This window comes from Streptomyces sp. NBC_01275, from assembly GCF_026340655.1.
Classification (GTDB): domain Bacteria; phylum Actinomycetota; class Actinomycetes; order Streptomycetales; family Streptomycetaceae; genus Streptomyces.
The window spans coordinates 2,829,026-2,850,301 of the sequence record NZ_JAPEOZ010000001.1; the positions used below are offsets into that span (position 1 = coordinate 2,829,026).

General features: G+C 71.0%; 15 protein-coding genes and 3 pseudogenes. 15 read left to right on the forward strand and 3 right to left on the reverse strand.

Annotated elements, in window-relative coordinates; genetic code table 11:
• Positions 1–143 precede the first annotated feature (143 nt).
• The 5 genes and pseudogenes from OG562_RS12215 to OG562_RS12235 all read left to right on the forward strand — a co-directional run bounded on the left by OG562_RS12215 (position 144) and on the right by OG562_RS12235 (position 5,107).
• The gene (locus OG562_RS12215; RefSeq protein ID WP_266396553.1) at positions 144–1,181 is read left to right on the forward strand and encodes a rod shape-determining protein; all 1,038 of its coding nucleotides are present in this window, start codon (positions 144–146) and stop codon (positions 1,179–1,181) included.
• A 154-nt stretch (positions 1,182–1,335) separates the two neighbouring features.
• Positions 1,336–1,596 (forward strand): annotated as a pseudogene (locus OG562_RS12220) (hypothetical protein); the annotation flags it as partial.
• A gap of 133 nt (positions 1,597–1,729) precedes the next feature.
• Positions 1,730–2,809, forward strand: a complete 1,080-nt coding sequence (locus OG562_RS12225; protein WP_266396555.1) for a glycoside hydrolase family 5 protein — start codon at positions 1,730–1,732, stop codon at positions 2,807–2,809.
• Between the two features lie 51 nt (positions 2,810–2,860).
• Positions 2,861–3,751, forward strand: a complete 891-nt coding sequence (locus tag OG562_RS12230; protein ID WP_266396557.1) for an LLM class flavin-dependent oxidoreductase — start codon at positions 2,861–2,863, stop codon at positions 3,749–3,751.
• Between the two features lie 99 nt (positions 3,752–3,850).
• A complete protein-coding gene (locus OG562_RS12235) occupies positions 3,851–5,107 on the forward strand; it encodes an NAD(P)/FAD-dependent oxidoreductase (protein WP_266396558.1) in 1,257 nt (418 codons plus the stop codon).
• Positions 5,108–5,188: 81 nt separating this feature from the next.
• Here the strand turns inward: OG562_RS12235 and OG562_RS12240 are convergent, their stop codons facing one another.
• The gene (locus OG562_RS12240; protein ID WP_266396561.1) at positions 5,189–5,767 is read right to left on the reverse strand and encodes a hypothetical protein; all 579 of its coding nucleotides are present in this window, start codon (positions 5,765–5,767) and stop codon (positions 5,189–5,191) included.
• 111 nt (positions 5,768–5,878) lie between these two features.
• Here OG562_RS12240 and OG562_RS12245 point away from each other — a divergent pair, with 111 nt between their 5' ends.
• The 8 genes from OG562_RS12245 to OG562_RS12280 all read left to right on the forward strand — a co-directional run bounded on the left by OG562_RS12245 (position 5,879) and on the right by OG562_RS12280 (position 18,203).
• On the forward strand, positions 5,879–7,384 hold the full coding sequence (locus OG562_RS12245) for a triacylglycerol lipase (protein WP_266396564.1): 1,506 nt from the start codon (positions 5,879–5,881) through the stop codon (positions 7,382–7,384).
• The gene (locus OG562_RS12250) at positions 7,381–12,948 is read left to right on the forward strand and encodes a tetratricopeptide repeat protein (RefSeq protein ID WP_266396567.1); all 5,568 of its coding nucleotides are present in this window, start codon (positions 7,381–7,383) and stop codon (positions 12,946–12,948) included. The genes OG562_RS12245 and OG562_RS12250 overlap by 4 nt, the downstream gene beginning before the upstream one ends.
• Positions 12,938–13,333: a hypothetical protein gene (locus OG562_RS12255; protein WP_266396570.1), complete on the forward strand. Its 396-nt coding sequence runs from the start codon at positions 12,938–12,940 to the stop codon at positions 13,331–13,333. Before OG562_RS12250 ends, OG562_RS12255 begins: the two co-directional genes overlap by 11 nt.
• An 81-nt stretch (positions 13,334–13,414) precedes the next feature.
• Positions 13,415–13,957, forward strand: a complete 543-nt coding sequence (locus OG562_RS12260; protein WP_266396571.1) for an MOSC domain-containing protein — start codon at positions 13,415–13,417, stop codon at positions 13,955–13,957.
• A gap of 83 nt (positions 13,958–14,040) precedes the next feature.
• Positions 14,041–14,829 (forward strand): response regulator transcription factor, encoded by a 789-nt coding sequence (locus OG562_RS12265; RefSeq protein ID WP_266396574.1) that lies wholly within the window; start codon positions 14,041–14,043, stop codon positions 14,827–14,829.
• The gene (locus OG562_RS12270) at positions 14,816–16,939 is read left to right on the forward strand and encodes a cell wall metabolism sensor histidine kinase WalK (protein ID WP_266396577.1); all 2,124 of its coding nucleotides are present in this window, start codon (positions 14,816–14,818) and stop codon (positions 16,937–16,939) included. The genes OG562_RS12265 and OG562_RS12270 overlap by 14 nt, the downstream gene beginning before the upstream one ends.
• A 123-nt stretch (positions 16,940–17,062) precedes the next feature.
• Entirely contained in the window at positions 17,063–17,431 is a 369-nt protein-coding gene (locus tag OG562_RS12275) for a hypothetical protein (protein ID WP_266396580.1), read from the forward strand.
• A gap of 106 nt (positions 17,432–17,537) precedes the next feature.
• Positions 17,538–18,203: a class F sortase gene (locus OG562_RS12280; RefSeq protein ID WP_266396583.1), complete on the forward strand. Its 666-nt coding sequence runs from the start codon at positions 17,538–17,540 to the stop codon at positions 18,201–18,203.
• Between the two features lie 19 nt (positions 18,204–18,222).
• Here the strand turns inward: OG562_RS12280 and OG562_RS12285 are convergent.
• Both OG562_RS12285 and OG562_RS12290 read right to left on the reverse strand, forming a co-directional pair.
• A pseudogene (locus OG562_RS12285) lies at positions 18,223–19,220 on the reverse strand (IS5 family transposase).
• Positions 19,221–19,366: 146 nt separating this feature from the next.
• Complete coding sequence (locus OG562_RS12290; RefSeq protein ID WP_266396584.1) at positions 19,367–20,065, reverse strand: SDR family NAD(P)-dependent oxidoreductase; 699 nt, start codon at positions 20,063–20,065, stop codon at positions 19,367–19,369.
• Between the two features lie 105 nt (positions 20,066–20,170).
• Between OG562_RS12290 and OG562_RS12295 the strand changes: the two genes are divergently transcribed.
• Both OG562_RS12295 and OG562_RS12300 read left to right on the forward strand, forming a co-directional pair.
• On the forward strand, positions 20,171–21,046 hold the full coding sequence (locus tag OG562_RS12295; protein ID WP_266396586.1) for a helix-turn-helix transcriptional regulator: 876 nt from the start codon (positions 20,171–20,173) through the stop codon (positions 21,044–21,046).
• 48 nt (positions 21,047–21,094) lie between these two features.
• A pseudogene (locus tag OG562_RS12300) lies at positions 21,095–21,268 on the forward strand (IS5/IS1182 family transposase); the annotation flags it as partial.
• Between the last annotated feature and the right edge of the window lie 8 nt (positions 21,269–21,276).

The window sequence follows — 21,276 nt, forward strand, 5'->3', positions numbered from 1 at the left end:
TCGCGCCCCACCCGGCCCCCTCCAGAGGGCGGCCCCCGCCCCGCCCCCGCACGATGCGAAGGAGGCCGACCGCCCGGCGGCCCACCCACGAGAGGCCCGCCGCCCGGCGGCCCCCACGGTCTGCGCTCTCGGGAGGACCTGCCATGACCGCCAGTCTGGAGCAGCTGCGCCGCTGCCACTTCGCCGTCGACCTGGGAGCGGCGCGAACGCGGGTGTACGTCAAGGGGGCCGGGCTCGTCGTCGACCAGCCGTCCGCCGCCGCCGTGAACACCCGCACCGGCGCGCTGATCGCGGTCGGCGAGTTCGCCGAGAAGATGACGGGCCGCACCCCGCACTACATCCGCGTCGTGCGCCCGGTCTCCGGCGGCACGGTCGTCGACATCGAGATGGCCCAGCGCATGCTGCGCCATCTGCTCGGCGACAAGATCCGCCGACAACTGCGCCGCAAACCGTTCCTGCGCGCCGCCGCCTGCACCCCGCACGACGCCGACCCGCTCGCCCAGCGGGCCGCGATCGAGACCCTGGTCGGGCTCGGCGCCAGCCGCGTGGAGCTCGTCGACACCCTGATCGCCGCCGCCGTCGGCTGCGGTCTGCCCGTCGAGCGCCCCGAGGCCACCATGATCATGGTGTGCGGGGCGGCCGCGACCCAGGTCGCCGTCCTCTCCCTCGGCTCCATCGTGACCGCCGAACGCATCCCGGTGGGCGGCGAGGCCGTCGACCACGCGATCGTCCAACACCTGCGCCACGAACACGAGTTGATGCTCCCGAGCCAGTCCGTACGACCGCTGCAGCTGGCCCTCTCCGGCAACGGCCTCACCCCGCACGGCCCGGCGTCCACGGAGATCCACGGACGGGACGTCGCCACCGGCCTCGCCCGTTCCGTCCAGGTCGACACCGCGGCCGTACGGGACGCCATCGAGACCCCGTTGACGGCCGTGCTCGACGGCATCGGCCGGGTGCTGCGGGACTGCCCGCCGGACCTGGTCGCCGACCTCGCCGACCGCGGGATCATGATGGTCGGCGGCTCCGCCCTGCTGCCCGGCTTCGACCAGATGCTGCGCAACGCCACCGGCATGCCGGTGCACATCGCCGAACAGCCCGACATCTGCGCCGCGCAGGGCCTGGGCGCGATGCTGGAGGGCCGTATCGAGCCGCTGACCCTGAGCCCACTGGGCGCGTAGGTCCCACGGCCTCCAGCCTTCGGCCTTCAGCCTTCGTCGTTCGTCCTTCGCCCTTCGTCCTTCTGGGGCTCTTCGCGTCCGATCCAGGTCCAGGTACCGGTACAGGTCCAGGTACCTGGACCCGTACCGGCCTCCCGCGCCTCCCCGACCCCGTTTCCAGCCGTCCACCCGGTTCGCCGGCCCGGTCGACCACCGTGTCCCCGACCGGACCGCCGGCCGCCTCCTCACCGCGCTGCGCCGCGCCCTGGCCGCCGCCTCCCGCCGCCCGGACGTCACCCGCGTCGAGGTCGCGGCCGACGCCCCGGCCGCCCTCCCGGACGGCCGACCCGCCGTACGCAGGCGACACCAGCGGCATCGGCCGCATCGGCCACATCGGCCACACGATCCAACAGACGTTACGCGCCGGAAACCTTGACGATCACCCAGCCGGGTGCCACGATTCCGGCGCCGCCATGTTTACGCAAACATCAGCCACCTCCGGCCCTCGATGTTTACGCAAACATCGCGTGGTGGTCGCCGCGAGCCGCCTCTCCTGAAAGGGCACGTCCATGCGCAAGACCCCCGCCAGAGCCTCCTCCGCCCCCCGCCTGCGCGCCGCCTTCGTCGCGCTCGCCCTCGCCGCGGTCACCGGTACGACCCTCGCCGGGAGCCCCGCCTCCGCTTCCGCGGGCTCCGCGTCCGACGCCGGACTGGCCAAGGACACGACCCAGTTCAAGGGCGTGAACTGGGCCGACCCGCGCGACAACTTCGCCGACGATCTCCTGCAGTTGTCCGGACTGTCGACCTCGGACTCCTACAAGCAGACCTACGCCAAGGCCAGCCGGATCATCGCGGCCTTCCGCGCGAACCTCGGCGCCAACACCGTGCGGCTGCCCATCAACCCGTACACGGTGAACGGCGCGTACTGGAAGTCGTACCGCGGAGTCATCGACGCGGCGTCCGACCAGGGCTTCAAGGTCATCGTCTCCTACTGGGAGGGGACGGGCGCGCAGAAGGACGGCTTCATCGACGACCAGGCCACCTACTGGCCGATGTGGGACACCGTCGTCAAGGCGTACAAGAACGACAAGCGCGTCTACTTCGAGCCGATGAACGAGCCGCACGGGTACACCGAGACCGAGTGGGCCGACATCGCGGCGAAGTGGCTGAACACCTACAAGTCGGTCCCGCGCAACCGGGTCTTCGTCAGCGGCGCCGGCTACAACGACCACGTCACCTCGGTCTGCTCCGACCCGCGCCTGAAGGGCACCTACCTCTCCCTGCACCACTACGGGTTCTGGAAGTCGTACGCCACCTACGACGAGTGGGTGGCCGACCTCAAGGTGCGCATCGGCGACTGTGCGAACCGGACCGTGGCGGACGAGTTCGGCGCCCCGATGACGGACGGCCTGAACTACAACGTGAAGACCCCGGACAACAACTACATCAACTACGTCCAGGCCGTCACCGACACCTTCCGCGAGCTGAAGATGGGCTCCGTGTACTGGCCGGGCCTGCGCACCGACGACACGTACTCGCTGCAGACCCTGATCGGCCCGCCGTCCCGCCCCTGGCTGGCCACCACCAACCAGTCCGGCGCCGACCGCCTCGCCTGGGCCTGGGGCCGCGGCAAGCCGGTCAAGGGCTGATCCCCTTCCTCCACCCACAGGCGACAGGCCACAGGAGACAGGTTCCGACGCATGACGAGCCCGGCGAACGTTCGAATCGGTGTGATGTACGACCGCGACTGGGCCCCGGAGGAGTTGCCGGGTTTCGCGCGGGCGGCCGAGGCGCTCGGCGTGGACGACCTGTGGGTGGTCGAGGACCTCGGCTGGAACGGCGGGGTGTCGGCGGCGGCCGTGGCGCTGGGCGCGACGGAGCGGCTGCGGGTGGGCATCGGGATCACACCGGCTCCGCTGCGCAGTCCGGCGCTGCTGGCGATGGAACTGGCCACGCTGGCCCGGGTGTTCCCGGGCCGGCTCGTGGCCGGGATCGGGCACGGGGTGCGGGAGTGGATGGCCTCGGTCGGCGTCGCGCCCCGCTCCCCGCTCGCCCTGCTGGAGGAGACGATCACCTCCGTGCGGGCCCTGCTGCGCGGGGAACGGGTCGAGCTGGACGGTCGTGAAGTGCGGCTGGACGGCGTCCAGTTGGTGCATCCGCCGGCCGAACCGCCGCCGGTGGTCGCGGGCGTGGTCCGCCCGCGTTCGCTGGAACTGTCCGGCCGGGTCGCGGACGGGACCCTGATCGCCGAGGGCCACGGCCCGCGTGATCTGGAGGTCACCCGGGAGCTGACCGCGAAGGGCGGCGCCGGTCCCGACCACACCCTGACGGTGCTGTCCTTCGCCTGCGTGGGCGACGACCCGGACCAGGTGGCCCTGACCCTGCACCCGCACACCGAGGGCCACGGCGCGTGGCTCGGCCGCCCGCAGGAGGAGGTGTTCACGGTCTCCGGCACCCCCGCGCAGGCCGTGGACGCCGTCGCCGCGCTGGCCGCGTCCGGCGCGGACACGGTCGTCCTGCGCATCGTCGGCGCGGAACCGCTCCGGCAGCTCGAGGCCGTACTGGGGGCGCTCGGTCGCTCGAACGGGTGAACGTGTGAACGGGGCGGCTCGGCAGGAACTCCGGGCCGCCGTCCGGGCGTTCCCCCCTTGCACGTACGACCATGGGGACGTCGTACAGGGACGAGCGGGGTGGGTATGGCGCGCTTACTGGTCATCGGCGGCGGCATCGCCGGCACGGCTGCGGCTCTGGCGCTGAGCAAGGCGGGCCGGGACGTCACCGTGTACGAGGCGCATCCCGACTCCGCCGAGGACATCGGCGCGTTCCTCACCCTCGCGAGCAACGGCCTGCGGGCCCTCGCGCAGATCGACGCCACCCCCGCGGTCACCGCGATCGGGTTCCCGCTCACCTCGATGCGCGTGGTCGACCACACGGGCGCGGAGGTGGCGCGCGTCCCGCTCGGCGAGGCCGACGACCCCCGGCTGCGGTACCGGTGCCTGCGCCGCGGCGAGCTCAACGCGGCCCTGCAGGCGGAGGCCGCGCGCCGGGGCGTCGAGATCGTCCACGGCACCCGGCTCGCCTCCGTCCAGGACGGCCCCGAGGGCGTCACCGCGCACTTCACCGACGGCAGCACGGCGACGGGCGACCTGCTGATCGGCGCCGACGGCCTGAACTCCACCGTCCGCCGGACGACCGCCCCCACCGCCCGTCCCGGTTACGCGGGCCAGCGCGTCTTCTACGGCTGCACCGGCACCGCACCCGACCCCGGCACCGCGCCGACGGACGGCGAGGCCGCGTGCATCACGATGGTGCGCGGCAGCACGGCCGCCTTCGGTCATACGACGTCGCCCGACGGGGAGACGTTCTGGTTCGCCCGCGTCGCCGCCGACGCCCCGCTGACCGCCGCCGAGATCTCCGAGGCCACGCCCACCCAGTGGCGCGACCTGCTCGTCCCGTTGCTGCGCAAGGACCCCACCCCCGCCGCGGACATCGTCGCGGCCACCACCGCCCCCGTCCTGGTCACCAACGCCACCGAAATGCCCAACGGCACCCCTTGGCGCTCCGGACGCTCCGGAGACTCCGGTCTCTCCGGCCGGACGCTCCTCATCGGCGACGCGGCCCACGCGGCCTCCCCCGCGACCGGGCAGGGCGCTTCCATGGCCCTCGAGGACGCCGTGATCCTCGCGAAGTGCCTGCGGGACTCGCCGGACGTCGAGTCCGCGCTCCCTCTCTACGAGACGCTCCGCCGCCCGCGCGTCGAACACAACACCACGGTCAGCGGCAACCTCTCGCGAGGGGTGAGCGCCCCACCGCCCGCGCAGGCCTCCGGGGGCAGACCCGCGGAAGGGAGGCCCGCCGGAGGGAGGCCCACCGGAGGTGCGCCCGCTTCCCGCCCCGGCGACGACGAACTCATCCGCCAACTGGACTGGAACTCCGGCATCGGCTAGCGGGAGTGGGAGAAGGCCGGGGGAGCCGGAGGGAGTCGGGGGGAGCCGGAGGGAGTCGGGGGGATGCCCCCGGCGAGTGCGTCAGCCGTTGCGCAGGCGCGCCGCCAGCCCGGCCAGGGTCTGGGCGGTGTCGGTCAGGCTCTGGACGGCCGCGTCCAGGTCCGCGGCCAGGCTGGACGCCGAGGGGGCGGAGCCCGTGGGGGCGGGGACCGGCGTACCGCGATAGCCGATGGGGCCGTCATGGGATGCGTCGAGGACCCATGTCGACCACCTCGACGTCGCCGGGCACGGCCTGGAGCACGGCAGCCGCAGCTCGTGGGCGGAGTGCCAGCCACCGCCCCACCCCTCCTCGGTGCGGAACCGGTGCGGTCCTGACACGGAGGCGGAGGCGGAGACAGAGGTGGATGAGGAGGCGGAAACAGAGGGGGAGGCAGAGGTGGAGGCGCCCCCGATGCCCTCCGGAAACACCCAGCTGCCGTTGAGGCGACCCCGGTACTCGTACGCCGTACCGTCGGCGGCGCGGTGACAGCCGTGGAAGTCGGACATGTTGGACTGGAAGCTGATGGCCGACTCCGCTCCGTCCTCTCCACACCAGTTCAGCTGCGCGGGCAGCGCGTGCTCGTCCCGGTCGGGCCGACTCGCGGACGCGCCTGCCGGCATGCCAATCGGGGCATTCACCACCGAACCAGCGCGAGGGAGCGCTACCGTCGTCTCCCTGATCAACCGTCAGCTCGGTGCTGCCCGAGCGGCGATTCCGTACGGGGGACAGCAGTGGCTCAGCTCAGGCATCTCATCGTCGTCGTGCCGGGAATCGGCGGGAGCGTCCTGCGGACAACCGAGGGGGCCGCCCGCTGGGACGAGCGCCGAAGGCGGTTCGCCGCCGCGGCGACGCGCCCGCACCGACTCGGCCTGGATGCTCATCCGAATCTGGTTCCGGTCGGGTTGATGCCGGACATCACGCTCGTCGGACCCGTGGTCGTGCCCGGGTACGACGGCCTGGTGCGCAAGCTCCGCAGCCGGTTCGACGACGTACGGGTCGATGTCGCACGGTCCGGGGGCACGCCGGACACGCGCGCGGACGTGCTGCTCTTCCCGTACGACTTCCGGCACAGCGTGCAGCATGCCGCCCGCAGACTCCATGACGCGATCAGCGCTCGGCTGGGCGGCGAGCACACCGGGGCCCGGCACAGGCGCGTGATCGTGGTGGCGCACTCCATGGGCGGTCTGGTGGCCCGCTACTGGCTGGGCCCTCTCGGCGGCGCGGCCGACTGCGCGGCCCTGATCACGCTCGGCACCCCGCATCGCGGCGCGCCGAAGGCCCTCGACGTCCTGGTGAACGGGCTGGCGGTGGGCCCGAAACGGCTGGCCAAGCTCACCGATGTGCTGCGGCAGTGGCCGTCGGCGTACGAACTCCTCCCGCGCTATGCCGCGGTAGGAGGCGAAAGCGGTGCGGGGGCGCTGGCCCCGCACGAACTCGCGGTGGGAGCCGCGGGGGCCGTCACTTCGCAGTTCGCGGCGATGGCGAAGGAAGCGCGGAGCGTCCACGAGGACATCGAGTCGGCCTGGAACGAGCTGTACGGGGGGAGGGACTGCCCCGAGGTGACGGCCGTGTTCGGCCGCGGACACGGCACGCTGCAGCAGGCGACGCTGTCGTCGGCCGGCATCACGGTGACGAAACACGCGGCCTCCTGGCTGCCGAACATGGACTGGCACGGCGACGGCACGGTCCCCGCCATCTCGGCGATCCCGATCGAGCAGGAAGACGTACGTGCCCGCAGGGCGGTGACGGAACGGCACATGGCCCTGGGATCCGCGTCCGTGGCGATCGACGTCCTGGCCGAATACGCGGGCGACTCACTCGCCGCCGTACGCGGCGACCAGCCCGAACGGCCATGGCTCGGGCTCGACCTGGACGAGACGGTTCCGGCCGGCCGGCCGGTCGCCGTCAGCGTGACCCTGTGCGGCGTAGGCGCTGATGAGCGTACGCGCGTACAGATCCGGGCCCGTCCCCTCGCCGGAGGACAGGGCGGCGGCGCGCCGTGGCAGCCCTGCCCGAGGGTGGACGAGGGCCGATGGCGGGCCGACCTTCCACCCCTGCCTCCTGGCACGTACGCCGTGGAAGTGGCCGCCGCCCAGGTGCCGACCGTCAGCCGACTCCACGCCCAGGAAGTCCTGGGCGTGGTCCGTGTCGAAGACATCGAGAACAACGGGGACGGTGGGGACAGCGGGGACGTCGACGACCTCAAGGTCCCGAGCGACGGGCAGGTGAGCGGGTGAACACAGCGTGGCGACGCTGGCCGAGCAACGACCCGAAAGCCCTGATCGAGTACGTCCAGCGCAAACGCCACGGCGAGAGCACCCCCGGGACACCGGCCGACCTTCTCGGCACCGCACTTCCGGCGCCCGGCGACACCCCGCCGATCGACCGCGCTCAGGCCTTGTACGAGGCGTTCGCCGACCGGGACATCGTCTACGCGGACGAGCCGACCAGCAGCGACCCCGGGCGGCAGACCGTCCGGCCGCCGTACGAGGTGCTGACCTCGCCCCGCCACGGCACATGCCTCGACCTCGCCGTCACCTTCGCCGGAGCGTGCCTCGACGCCGGACTGCACCCCCTGCTCCTGGTCACCGGCGGCAGCGGCGGCGGTCCCGCCCACGCCCTGGTCTCCGTATGGCTGGACGGCAACTGGTCGAATCGCGCCCACCGCGACTACCCCGCCCGCGAGACCGACGCCGGCTGGCAGACCCTGCCCCCGGACTTCCTCGACCAGCTCGCCGACGCCGAGGACGCCCCCGGAGCGTTCCTCGCCGTCGACGTGACCGGTGCCGCCTCACGATCCGACGCCGCGGACCCCCGGCGGCGCCGACCGCAGTCCTGGGCCGAGGCTGTCGCGTACGGCGCCGAACTGGTGCGGCAGGCCGCCGCCGAGGACCGCCTGGCCGTCACGCTCGACGTGGGCCTGGGCTACGAGCAGTGCGAACCGCTTCCGCTGCCGGACCAGCCCCGCACCAAGGTGCTCACGCCGCCCTACCTGCCCGTCGACGACAGCGCCGACAGCGCCGACAGCGGGCCGCTGAAGCTGCTGTGGGCGCGCCACGAGACCATCCGCTTCCACCCCCGCGACGAACTCGACTTCCTCCAGGACCTGTTCCAGGCCCCCGACCCGCAAGGACCCCGCACCCGCATCGCGCTGCTGCACGGAGTCGGCGGCGCCGGAAAGACCCGTCTGGCCGCCGAACTCGCCCGCCGCCTCAGCGGCACAGCCTGGTTCACAGGCTTCCTGGTACGTGAACCGGACCTGCACGACTGCGCCTGGCTGGGACGGGTCGCCTCCCCGCTGCTCGTCGTCGTGGACTACGCCGACGACCACAAGTCAGCCGACATCATCAACCTGCTGCGCACCCTGCACGACCGCGAGGCGCCCACCTGTCTGCTCCTGACCGCCCGCTCCATCAGCGGCTGGTGGGAGGACGTCGCCAACGCGATCAAGGACGACGGCGGTCTCAAGCCCCTCGTCCGGCCGGTGCCGCTGCCGCCCCGCCACCATCGCCAGGCAGGCGTCTACCGCTACGCGCTGCGCTCCTTCGGCACTGCGGACGCCACGGCCATGAGCAGCAGCCCACCGCCCGATCCGAACTCCGGGCGCTGGACCACCCTCGACCTGGTCATGCTCGCCTGGCTCGCCGCCCGGGCACACGAGGAGAACGGCGACAGCACCGCGCCCGCCTCCGAGTCGGCCCTCTACGAGGAGATCCTGAAACACGAACTCAAGTACTGGGTGCGCACGTACAAATCACACATCGGTCCACCGTCCAAGCGGACCCTGCAGATGCTCCGCGAAGCCGGTGCATGCGTCAGCCTGCTCTCCCCACGCGAGAACCGCCTCAACGCCGTCCTCAACGCCGTTGCCGAACTCGCCGCTGACGCGAGGCGGCGTGACGAAGTCACCGCCCTGCTAGAGGATCTGCTGCCCACGACTCCCGAAGACGGAACCGTCGCCGTCCGGCCCGACCCGATCGGGAGCCACCTCGCTTCCACCGTGTTTCACACGGACCATCCCCTACTGAGCAGGTGCCTTGAAACCGCAGATCCCGACGAGCAACTGAACGCCTGCGTGGGCGTGTCACGGCTCTCCACGGTGACCGGCCCCACAGAGGCGGCCGCCATGGCCCGCAGGGCTCTCGAAGCAGTGCCCGAACTGTGGTCGGCGGCGCTCTCGGTGGCGGCTGCCCAGGGAGGTCCGTTCGTCGGTGCGCTCGAGCGGTTCGCCGCCGACGAGAGCACGTCGCTGCCGTTTGCCGCACTTGCCGTCACCTTGCCGATGGGGCACAGCAATCTGCGGGGCCTGGCCTTGATCGCGACCGAGCGTTCCCGGCCGGACGAGACTGCGGAATCCGATGAGGAAGCGCGGGCGACACTCGCCGGCTGGTACAACAACCTGTCCATCCGGCAGAGCGACACCGGGGACCAACTGGCCGCACTCGAATCAATCACCGAAGCCGTCACCCACTACCGCGCCCTCGCCCACGGACCCAACGGACCCGCCCACCTCCCCAACCTCGCAACTACCCTCAACAACCTCTCCAACTGCCTGAGCAACACCGGGGACCAGCAGGCCGCACTCGCCTTCGCCACCGAGGCCGTCGCCCACTACCGCACCCTCACCCAAGGACCCAACGGACCCGCCCACCTCCCCAACCTCGCCGGCTCCCTCAACAACCTCTGCGGATGCCAGAGCGAGACCGGGGACCAACAGGCCGCACTCGCCTCCGCCACCGAAGCCGTCAGCATTCGCCGCACCCTCACCCAAGGACCCAACGGCCCCGCCTACCTCCCCGACCTCGCCAACTCCCTCAACAACCTCTCCAACTGCCAGTCAAACACCGGCGATTGGCAGAACGCGCTCGCCTCCATCACCGAGGCCGTCGCCCACTACCGCACCCTCGCCCAGGGACCCAACGGCCCCGCCCACCTCTCCGACCTCGCCATGTCCCTCAACAACCTCTCCAACTGCCAGAGCGAGACCGGGGACCAACAGGCCGCACTCGCCTCCGCCACCGAAGCCGTCAGCATTCGCCGCACCCTCACCCAAGGACCCAACGGCCCCGCCCACCTCCCCAACCTCGCCGGCTCCCTCAACAACCTCTGCGGATGCCAGAGCGAGACCGGGGACCAACAGGCCGCACTCGCCTCCGCCACCGAAGCCGTCAGCATTCGCCGCACCCTCACCCAAGGACCCAACGGCCCCGCCTACCTCCCCGACCTCGCCAACTCCCTCAACAACCTCTCCAACTGCCAGGCGAGCACCGGCGATTGGCAGAACGCGCTCGCCTCCATCACCGAGGCCGTCGCCCGCTACCGCACCCTCGCCCAGGGACCCAACGGCCCCGCCTACCTCCCCGACCTCGCCGGCTCCCTCAACAACCTCTCCAACCGGCAGGACGACACCGGGGACCAGCAGGCGGCACTCGCGTCCGCCATCGAGGCCGTCGCCCACTACCGCACCCTCACCCAGGGACCCAACGGCCCCGCCTACCTCCCCGACCTCGCCATGTCCCTCAACAACCTCTCCAACCGGCAGAGCAGCACCGGCGATTGGCAGAACGCGCTCGCCTCCATCACCGAGGCCGTCGCCCACTACCGCACCCTCGCCCAAGGACCCAACGGCCCCGCCTACCTCCCCAACCTCGCCAGCTCCCTGAACAACCTCTCCAACCAGCAGGGCGATACTGGAGACCAGCAGGCGGCACTCGCCTCCATCACCGAGGCCGTCGCCCACTACCGCACCCTCACCCAGGGACCCAACGGCCCCGCCTACCTCCCCGACCTCGCCATGTCCCTCAACAACCTCTCCAACTGCCAGTCAAACACCGGGGACCAGCAGGCGGCACTCGCCTCCGCCACCGAAGCCGTCAGCATTCGCCGCGCCCTCACCCAAGGACCCAACGGCCCCGCCTACCTCCCCGACCTCGCCAGCTCCCTCAACAACCTCTCCAACTGCCAAAACGACACAGATGATTGGCAGAACGCGCTCGCCTCCATCACCGAGGCCGTCGCCCACTACCGCACCCTCACCCAAGGACCCAACGGCCCCGCCCACCTCCCCGACCTCGCCATGTCCCTCAACAACCTCTCCAACTGCCAGGGAAACACCGGCGATTGGCAGAACGCGCTCGCCTCCATCACCGAGGCCGTCGCCCACTACCGCGCCCTCACCCAAGGACCCAACGGCCCCGCCTACCTCCCCAACCTCGCCGGCTCCCTCAACAACCTCTCCAACTGCCAAAACGACACAGATGATTGGCAGAACGCGCTCGCCTCCATCACCGAGGCCGTCGCCCACTACCGCACCCTCACCCAAGGACCCAACGGCCCCGCCCACCTCCCCAACCTCGCCATGTCCCTCAACAACCTCTCCAACCGACAGAGCAGCACCGGGGACCAGCAGGCGGCACTCGCCTCCGCCACCGAAGCCGTCAGCATTCGCCGCACCCTCACCCAGGGACCCAACGGCCCCGCCTACCTCCCCGACCTCGCCAACTCCCTCAACAACCTCTCCAACCGACAGGACGACACCGGGGACCAGCAGGCGGCACTCGCCTCCATCACCGAAGCCGTCACCGTTCACCGCGCCCTCGCCCAAGGACCCAACGGCCCCGCCCACCTCCCCGACCTCGCCATGTCCCTCAACAACCTCTCCAACCGGCAGAGCAGTTCCAGGGGGCAGCAAAGTGGCCTTCTGACATCTGACGAGGTGATCTCCGGATTCGCCCCCGGTCCCCAAGCCGAACTGCTCATCTCCCGCGCACGCTGGCGCTTCACGCACGACGACCTCGCCGGAGCGGTCGCAGATCTCATGTCCGCCGCCCAATTCGCGGACGGGACGACAGATCCCACATGGGCCGGACGCTCCCGCCGCGCGGTTCGGGCATTCATCGACATGGTGCGCCAGAGCCCCACAACCAGCGCTGCCATGGAACAAGCGGCAGCGGGCCTGCCCGCCTGGGCGGTCGGGATACTTCCAGACCAGTCCGTCGAACGCTTCAACCGCTGGTTGTCCGCTCAATCCTGGCCCGACCAGGAGAGTTTCCTACAGCAGACGTACGCCCTTCTCGCCACTCCAGAGGAACAGGCCGCCCTGGACGTCGTACGGGCCTTGTATCCCGAAACGACGGCGCTCAGCCGGCTCTCAGATCTCGTGCAGGAGGCCTCAGAGCGCGGACTTGAGCAAGTCCTGGACGAGCGCCGCAGAGTGCACACCGCCTACGACCTGGTGAGCCGGTGGCTTGCCACTCCCACGTGGCCCGAAGACCTTCAGTTCCTGCGCGACCACCCGGGTCTCACCAGCGATCCACTCATCCGGGCGTTGCTCACCTCGAACCCCGAGGACGTGGCGTCGTCCCAGCACCTAGGCATCCTCGAACTCACCGAACGGCTTGAGATCCCGGACGTCTACGACGCGGTGACCGACCCCACAACGGCGGTCGACACAGCGATGGGCTTTGTCGAGCAAGGCCAGCCGGAGGCTGTGTACCCGCTCCTGCTCGCCGCTCCCGTCCTCACCCACACGCCGTTCGTCACGCCCTACCTGTTCGCCGTACACCAGTTGTTCTCCCAGTCGGCCGACGAGAACCAGTCCTCCACTCCGGCTCCCGCCGAACTCATCGCCCAGGCCGCCGAGCAAGGCTCCGAAATCCAGCGTGGCGCCGGCGCGAATCGCCTTCGTGCCCTCGCACGCCACCGCCCGGGCCACGCCGCCGCGTTGCATGATCTCGCCGACGCCCTCGCCCCGCCCTCCGAGGGCACGCCCGCCGGAGAACCTGCTTCTGATGCCGGATGAGCCTCTCCCCAATAGGGTCCCCCACGCCCACGAACTGACGGTCGACGACATCGCCCATCTCGCCAACCTCGGCGCATGCATCCGCTCCGCCCGCGGATACCTGGCGATGCAGGATGCTTTGGACTGCGCGCTCAGGGCTGCGTTCCGTCACAGACAGGACGGTGTGAACTGGTCCGCGATCGGCGGCGTTCACCTGCCCCAGGACGGCGGCGGTCTGTGCGGTCTGTGCATCGACTATGCGGAGTTGTGCGTGCAGATCGCCCGTACGCGCTTCCCGCCCCGTCTGGTCATCCTCGACGTCTGCGACTCCGCCGCGCTGTCCGGTCCCCACCCCGACTGCCCTCCGCCGGAAGCGCACGGCGCCACCGAGCGCAATTTTCTTTGAGGCAGAAGCGGCTGCCGCGTCCCGGACTCCGGGAGTTAGGGTCGGAGCTGATCATTGTCGCTGCGAAGGGGGTTCCGAAGTATGAGCGGGATTGTGACGGCGGTCAGCAGTAACGGCGTGTACTCGTTCACCAAGCCGAACCGGGACAGCGTCACGTTGCTCGTCGGGCTCGGGGTGGAGGGGGATGTGCACGCCGGTGTGACGGTCAAGCATCGTTCGCGGGTTGCGCGGGATGCGACCCAGCCGAATCTGCGGCAGGTTCATCTCATCCATGAGGAGCTCTTCGCCGAGGTCGGCGAGGAGGGGTTCGCGGTGACGGCCGGCGATCTGGGCGAGAACATCACCACCCGTGGGATCGACCTGCTCGGTCTGCCCGTCGGCACCCTGCTGCGGATCGGTGACGAGGCGGTCGTGGAGGTGACCGGACTGCGGAATCCGTGCCGGCAGATCGACGACTTCCAGGCCGGGCTCCTGAAGGAGGTCGTCGGCCGGGACGAGGCCGGGAACATCGTGCGCAAGGCCGGAGTCATGAGCATCGTGAGGGAAGGCGGCACGGTGCGCCCCGGCGACACGATCGAGGCGGAGCTTCCCAGCGGGCCCCATCGGGCCCTGGAGCAGGTCTGACAGGGCTTTAGGAGTCGGTAACTCCCTTCCGGGAAAAGCGACTTACCGTCGTCCCGGGCTCCGCGCTCGCTACGATCACCGGCGTGTGCGCAAACATCATGGTCGCCGAAGACGACGCGAAGCAGGCCGAGCTGGTGCGCCGTTATCTGGAGCACGAGGGGCATACGGTCGTGGTCGTCGGGGACGGCCGTACGGCTCTGGAGGAGGTGCGGCATCGGGAGCCCGATCTGCTCGTTCTCGACGTGATGATGCCTCGGGCCGACGGCCTCGACGTGGTGCGGATCCTGCGCGCCGAGTCCCGGGGGCTGCCGGTGCTGATGCTGACGGCCCGCAGTACCGAGGACGATCTGCTGCTCGGCCTCGATCTCGGCGCGGACGACTACATGACCAAGCCGTTCAGCCCTCGGGAGCTGGTGGCGCGGGTGCGTACGCTGCTGCGTCGCAGCCGGGGTTCAGCCGCTCCCGGTGCCTCCGGTGCTCCCGGAGGCACTGATGCCACGGCCGCCGCCGTCTCGGACGAGACGCTGTCGGTGGGTGCGCTCACCGTCGATCCGGTACGGCACGAGGTGTCGGTCGGGGGAACGCCCGTCGTGTGCACGCCCGGTGAGTTCCGTATCCTCGCCGCGATGGCGGCGGCGCCCGACCGGGTCTTCACCCGGCAGCGGCTCCTGGAGGAGCTGCACGGCTTCGACAAGTACGTCAGCGACCGCACCGTCGACGTACACGTCAGTAACCTGCGCAAGAAGATCGAGCCCGCCCCCCGACGCCCGACCCGGCTGCTCACCGTCTTCGGCGTCGGCTACAAGCTGACGGATCCCGCGAAGGCGAAGGGGAAGACGGAGAAGAGGGGCGTGCACCGTGCCTCGTCGTGACGGGCGGGCTCGGCTGCCGCTCCGCCGGAGTCTGCTCGGCCGGCTGCTGACCGTGTCGGCACTGGTGGCCTCGTGCTCGGTCGCCGCCACCGCCTGGCTCGCCGTGCAGACGACCTCCGGCGCGATCCGCCAGGAGCAGGGGCAGAACCTCAGCGCCGACGCCAAGATCTACAACACCCTGCTGGGTTACGCGGCCACCCATCCCGGCTGGGAGGGCGTCGACGCCACCGTACGCAAGCTGGCCCGGGAGTCCCAGCGCCGGATCGCGCTGACCGCCCAGGACCGTCAGCCGCTCTTCGACTCCGCCGGCACCGCCGACACCGCCGGCGCCGCTCTGCCGCCGCAGGCCTCGGCGGTCGTCGACCCGCTGTCCGTCGACACCGTGCTGGTGCCCGATGCCGCCGCCGCGGGCGCGGACCGTGTCGATCCACGCGCGGTGGGGCCGTTCCTGCTGCCCGCGAAGGAGCGTACGGCTCTGCGGAAGGCCACCTCCGGGAGCGTGGCGTGTCTGAGCAGGGTGGGCATCGCCGCGGACGTCGTCGAGAGCCCGAGCGGGCGGCCCCGCGTCCAGTTCGTGAGCGACGAGACCGACCGTTCCCTGGAAGGGAAGTGTCTGGCGGCCTTCCCCGCCAGCCCCACCCCGACCGAGCAGAAAGCCCTCACCGCGCTCAACCAGCTCGCCGACGCCTGCCTGAAGCGACAGGGCCGCACGGGCGTGAAACTGAACCTGGATCTGTCCTGGGACCGGGGGCACGCGGGCGACTACTCGGGCGACTACTCGGACGGCACTGACGGCATGGCGGACAGCGATCGAGCCAGACTCGCCGAGAAGCTGAAGGCCGATGCCGCCCGCAAGGCCGGGGCGGCCGACGAAGCACCGGCCGCGGCGCGCAGCAGCAAGTACGACCGGGCCATAGCCGCCTGTGTCGGCAGCGCCCGCCGTGAGCAGCTCACGTCCTACGTCGCCGCGCCCGCGCTGCTGTTCATCGACAGCCCGGACGCCGGCAGCGTGCCCGGCTTCGACCTCTCACCGGCCAACACCGCACGCATCGCCGGGGTCACGGCCCTCGTCCTCGCCCTCACCGTCGGCGCGTCGATGCTCGCCGGAGCCCGGCTCGTACGCCCGTTGCACGCGCTCACCGGCGCCGCCCAGCGGATGCGGGACGGCCTGGACTCGGCGCCCGTGCCGGTCGGCCCGGACAACGAGATCGGACGGCTGGCGGCGGCCTTCAACGACATGGCCGCGCACCGGGCCCGGCTGGAGGAGCAGCGCAAGGTGATGGTCAGCGACGTCGCCCACGAACTGCGCACCCCGCTGAGCAACATCCGCGGCTGGCTGGAGGCGGCCCAGGACGGACTGGCCGAGCCGGACCCGGCGTTCGTCGCCTCGCTGCACGAGGAGGCGGTGCAGCTTCAGCACATCGTCAACGATCTGCAGGACCTGGGGGCCGCCGACGTGGGCGCGCTGCGTCTGCACCTGGAGCCGGTACGCGTCGACGAGCTGCTCGGCCAGGTCGCCGCGGCGCACCAGGGGCTGGCCGAGACCGCCGGCGTCACCCTGACGGTCGCCGCGACACCGCCCGGCGCCCCTCCCCGGCCTCTCCTCGACGCCGACCCCGTACGGCTGCGTCAGGCCGTGAGCAACCTGCTCTCCAACGCCGTACGCCACACACCGCCCGGCGGCAGCGTGACCCTGCGCTCGTACGTCACGGAATCAGGTGCCGATACCGATACCGGTACCGCTCCCGGTGCCGGGAACGAGGTGGTCATGGAGGTGGCCGACACCGGCAGCGGCATCCCGGCCGACGACGTCCCGCACGTCTTCGACCGCTTCTGGCGGGCCGAGAAGTCCCGCAACCGGAGCACCGGCGGCAGCGGCCTCGGCCTGGCCATCGTCCTCAAGCTCGCCGAGGCCCATGGCGGCACGGCGAGCGTGGTGAGCACCGAGGGGCAGGGGTCGGTCTTCAGCCTGCGGCTGCCGGGAGCCAAGGAGACCGAGGAGGTCGAGGAGGTCGAGGAGGTCGAGGAGGTCGAGGAGGTCGAGGAGGTCGAGGAGGTCGAGGAGGTCGAGGAGATCCAAGGAGCCGGAGAGATCCCCGATCGACCCTGATGCGATCACCATGAGGTTCTGACAGCTTCTTCACAAGCGGTCGCCAGTGTGGAGCCATGCCCGGAACCTGGTGCGGCTCGGCCCCCAGGTACCACCAAGGCCGGGCTGGAACTGGAGCCATACATGTCCCGCCATCACACCCTGCGTCTCGCCGTGCTGACCGCCGTCGCGGCCGGCGCGCTGCTCGCCCCGGTCAGCGCGGCCTTCGCCGCCGACCCGACCCCGTCGGCCTCGACGGGCGAGGACCTGACCGCAGCCGAAAAGAAGATCGCGGACGCCAAGGAAGCACGGGCGCAGGAAGCCAAGAAGGCCGAGGCCGCCAAGGCCGGCAAGGATCTCCCGCGCGGCGGCGTCGCCGCGGGCGAGGCCCCGGCCTCGGACTCCGGCGACAGCACCGCCGCGCTGGCCGGTTCGGCCGCCGGCGCCGTGCTGCTCGCGGGCGCCGGCACCTTCGTGCTGCGCCGCCGCGCCGCCGGGCGACACAACGCCTGACCCGGCGTCCGGCACACCGTCCGACCCAGCACCGGCACACAGTGGCGCCGCCCTTCGCGGGGCGGTGCCGCTCGTGCGTTCGCCCCGCCCTGCTCTGGAGTCCGCCTTGCCCCCTGCCCGCCTCCCCCGCCCGGCCCGTCTCGCCCGTCTCGGCCTCGTCGTGCCGGCGGTCCTCATAGTGCTCACCGTGCTCGCCGGCTGTTCGTCCGCCCCCGACACGGCCGCGCACGCCTCCGCGAACTCACCGAACTCACCGAACTCCGTGAGCTCCCCGAGCTCCTCCGCCGCCGCCGGCGCCCCCTCGCCCGGTGCTCCGGCGGCCGAGCAGTCCGCGCCCCCGGCCGAAGTCGCCATCCCCTCGATCGGGATCACCAGTTCCCTGATGGAACTCGGTCTCAACGCCGACGGCACCGTCGAGGTCCCGCCGGCCGAGAAGGGCATGACCGCAGGCTGGTACACCGGCGGCGCCGTGCCCGGTGACGTGGGCGCCGCCGTGATCATCGGCCACAACGACACCCACCTCGGCAAGGCCGTCTTCCACGACCTCAGGAAGATCGTCAAGGGCGCGGAGATCACCGTCACCGACGACCAGGGAGAAGCGGCGCACTTCACCGTCACGGGCAAGGAGAGCGTCAGCAAGACCGCGTTCCCCACCGCCAAGGTCTACGGCCCCACCGGCGACCGCGCCCTGCGTCTGATCACCTGCGACGGCGACTTCGACGCCCAGGGCCACCCGGTGAACAACCTGATCGTCTACGCGACCCTGAACTAGGGCGCGTATCGAGTCGCGATCAAGCGGTTCGCGTGAGGTCCTTGATCCAGATCATGGAGGCGCGGAGATGAAGGCCGGCGAGGTAGCTCTCGGGGGTCTTGTCGTAGGTGGCGATACCCCGCCAGGCTTTCAGCTTGTTGATCAGGCGCTCGACGGTGTTCCTCTCCTTGTAGAGGTCGGCATCGTGCCCGACGGGTCGGCCGCCCCTGCTGCCTTTCTTCTTCCGGTTCGCGGCCTGGTCCTTCTTCTCCGGGATGACCGCCTTGATCTGGCGTTTGCGCAGGTAGGCGCGGTTTCCTCGGGACGAGTACGCCTTGTCTCCGGCGACCGCGCCGGGCCGAGTGCGGGGACGGCCGACCGGCCCGCGGACCCGGACCTTGGCCAGCACGGGGATGAACTGCGGGCTGTCGGCGGCCTGCCCCGCGGTCAGGACGAGCGCGAGCGGGCGGCACTTCCGGTCGGCGGCAAGGTGGATCTTGCTGATCTGCCCGCCGCGCGAGCGCCCGAGCAGGGCGACCTTCAGCCGGAGTCTGCGTCGGCGCCGGATGCGGCGCCGCTCCTCCCGCGCGGGGTCGTTGTCGGCGGCCTGCCCGGCTTGTCCTTCCAACACGCCCCTTTTTGTCGTGCCTTCTCCTTCTCGGCGGCGGCCTTCTCCAGGGCGTTGAGGACGTCGTAATCAAGGTGCATCCCGGCGGCGTCGTGGTGGGCGCGGGCGGTGGTGGAGTCCACGCTGACCAGGGACAAGTCCACCTCGCCTCGCTCAGCGGCCTGTGCGATCAGGCCCTCCAGCAGGGCCTCGAAGACACCGGCGTCCCGCCACTGCCGGAAGCGGTTATGGACAGTGGGCCAGGCCCCGAACTCCGCGGGCATCTCCCGCCATTGCCCGCCCGTTTTGAACCGCCAGATCACGCCCTCGAACTGCTGCCGAAGCCGCTCGGGATACGGGCCGTACCTGCCGATAGGCAGGTACGGCCCGATGAACTTCCACTCCTCGTCCGTCAGTTGCGCCCGTGTCATGCAAGAAGATCTACCGGTCCGGGCCCCGCCGGGAGGGCGAACCGCAGACCGATCACGATGCGAGCTGCGCCCTCAAGCACCCCGAATACAGCAACGACTTCCCGATGTCCTCGTCGCCTGAAATGGCTGATCCGGCGCGGCCGGTGTCAGGACCAGGCGATCTCGCCATGGCGGGAGACGAAGCGTCCGCTGCCGGCGCCGGGCTCCTCGGTGGCGAGAGCGACGATCGCGTCCGTGCCCTCGGTGACGGTTTGGGGGCCGCTGTGACCGTTGAGGTCGGTCGCGGTGTAGCCGGGGTCGGCAGCGTTGACGCGGATGCCCTTGAGCCCCTTGGCGTACTGCGTGGTCAGCATCGTCAGCGCCGCCTTCGAGGAGGTGTACAGCGGCGCGACGACGTGCGACTCGGGCCGGCCGTGGTCGTGGGTGAGGGCGAGGGAGCCCATGCCGCTGCTGACGTTGACGATCACAGGGTCGTCCGAGCGGCGCAGTAGCGGCAAGAACGCGGTGGTGGTGCGGATGACGCCGATGACGTTGACGTCGAGGACGGTGCGGGCCTCGGCGGCGGTGAGGTCGCTGGGATCGCCGACGGGACCGTGCACACCAGCGTTGTTGATCAGGACGTCGATCACGCCCTCGTGTTCGGCGACGTCCGCGGCCGCGGCGGCCACGGATGCGTCGTCAGTCACGTCGATGGGGACGTAGCGTGCACCGAGCGCAGCGGCGGCCTCCTCGCCCTGTTCGCGGTTGCGTGCTCCGACGAGCACGGTGTGGCCACACTCGATCAGGCGGCGGGCGGTCTCGCGGCCGAGACCCTTGTTGGCTCCGGTGATGAAGGTGATCGTCATGCGTTCGACTCTGATCCCGACGAGGGAGGAGGACCAGGGACGCTTCGACGGTAGGAAGACCAGTACCACGCTTGCGCCCACACGCACGACCGGGGATGCAGGAGGATGGAGATCATGTCGACGACACCCGGAACCGGACTGGGCGCGATGATCCGCACGTGGCGGGACCGGCTGCCCCCATCGGCCGCCGGGCTGCCGGTGGCCCGCGGGCGCCGGGCGGCCGGGCTGCGACGCGAAGAACTGGCTGACCTGGCCGGGGTATCGGTCGACTACATCGTGCGCCTCGAACAGGGGCGGGCCACGACACCCTCAGCGTCGGTGGTGGCGTCCCTGGCGCGAGCCCTGCAGCTGTCCACCGCCGAGCGGGACCACCTGCACCGGCTTGCCCAGCTCGCACCACCGGCGGACGGTACGATCTCTGACCATCTCCCGCCCGGCGTGCAACGGGTGCTCGCCCGCCTCGGGGACGTGGCGGTGGCCGTGTTCGCGGCGGACTGGCAACTGGTGTGGTGGAACCGCGGGTGGGCCGCCCTGCTGGGCGACCCCTCCGCCTCGCCACCGCGGCTGCGCAACTTCGCCCGCGACAGGTTCCCGGTGGACGCCGGCCCCGCCCACCTCGCGCTGTGGCCAGTGACCGAGGCGGACCGCGACACCACCGACGCCGCCGTCGTCTCCGACCTGCGCCGCGCCACCGGCCGCTTCCCCCAGGACAGCCGCTTGGCCGCGCTGATCCGCGATCTGAACGCGGGCAACAGGAGGTTCGCCGAGCTATGGGCGACCGGAGAGGTGGCCGCGCACCGCGAGGACCACAAGACGATCGACCACCCGTCGGTGGGCCCGGTCACGGTGGACTGCGACGTCCTGGCCGACGGCGACTCCGAGCTCAAGATCGTCATCATGACCGCCGTGCCCGGCAGTGAGGACGAGACCAAGCTCCGGCTCACCGCCATCGCCGGCCCACCGGCCACCACGCACAACTGATCCCACCTACACGTCGATCGACCGGCCGCCTGTGCGTGGCGAGCGCCGAATCACGATGCCGACCTCTACAAGGAGAGGAACACCGTCGAGCGCCTGATCAACAAGCTGAAAGCCTGGCGGGGTATCGCCACCCGCTACGACAAGACCCCCGAGAGCTACCTCGCCGGCCTTCATCTCCGCGCCTCCATGATCTGGATCAAGGACCTCACGCGAACCGCTTGATCGCGACT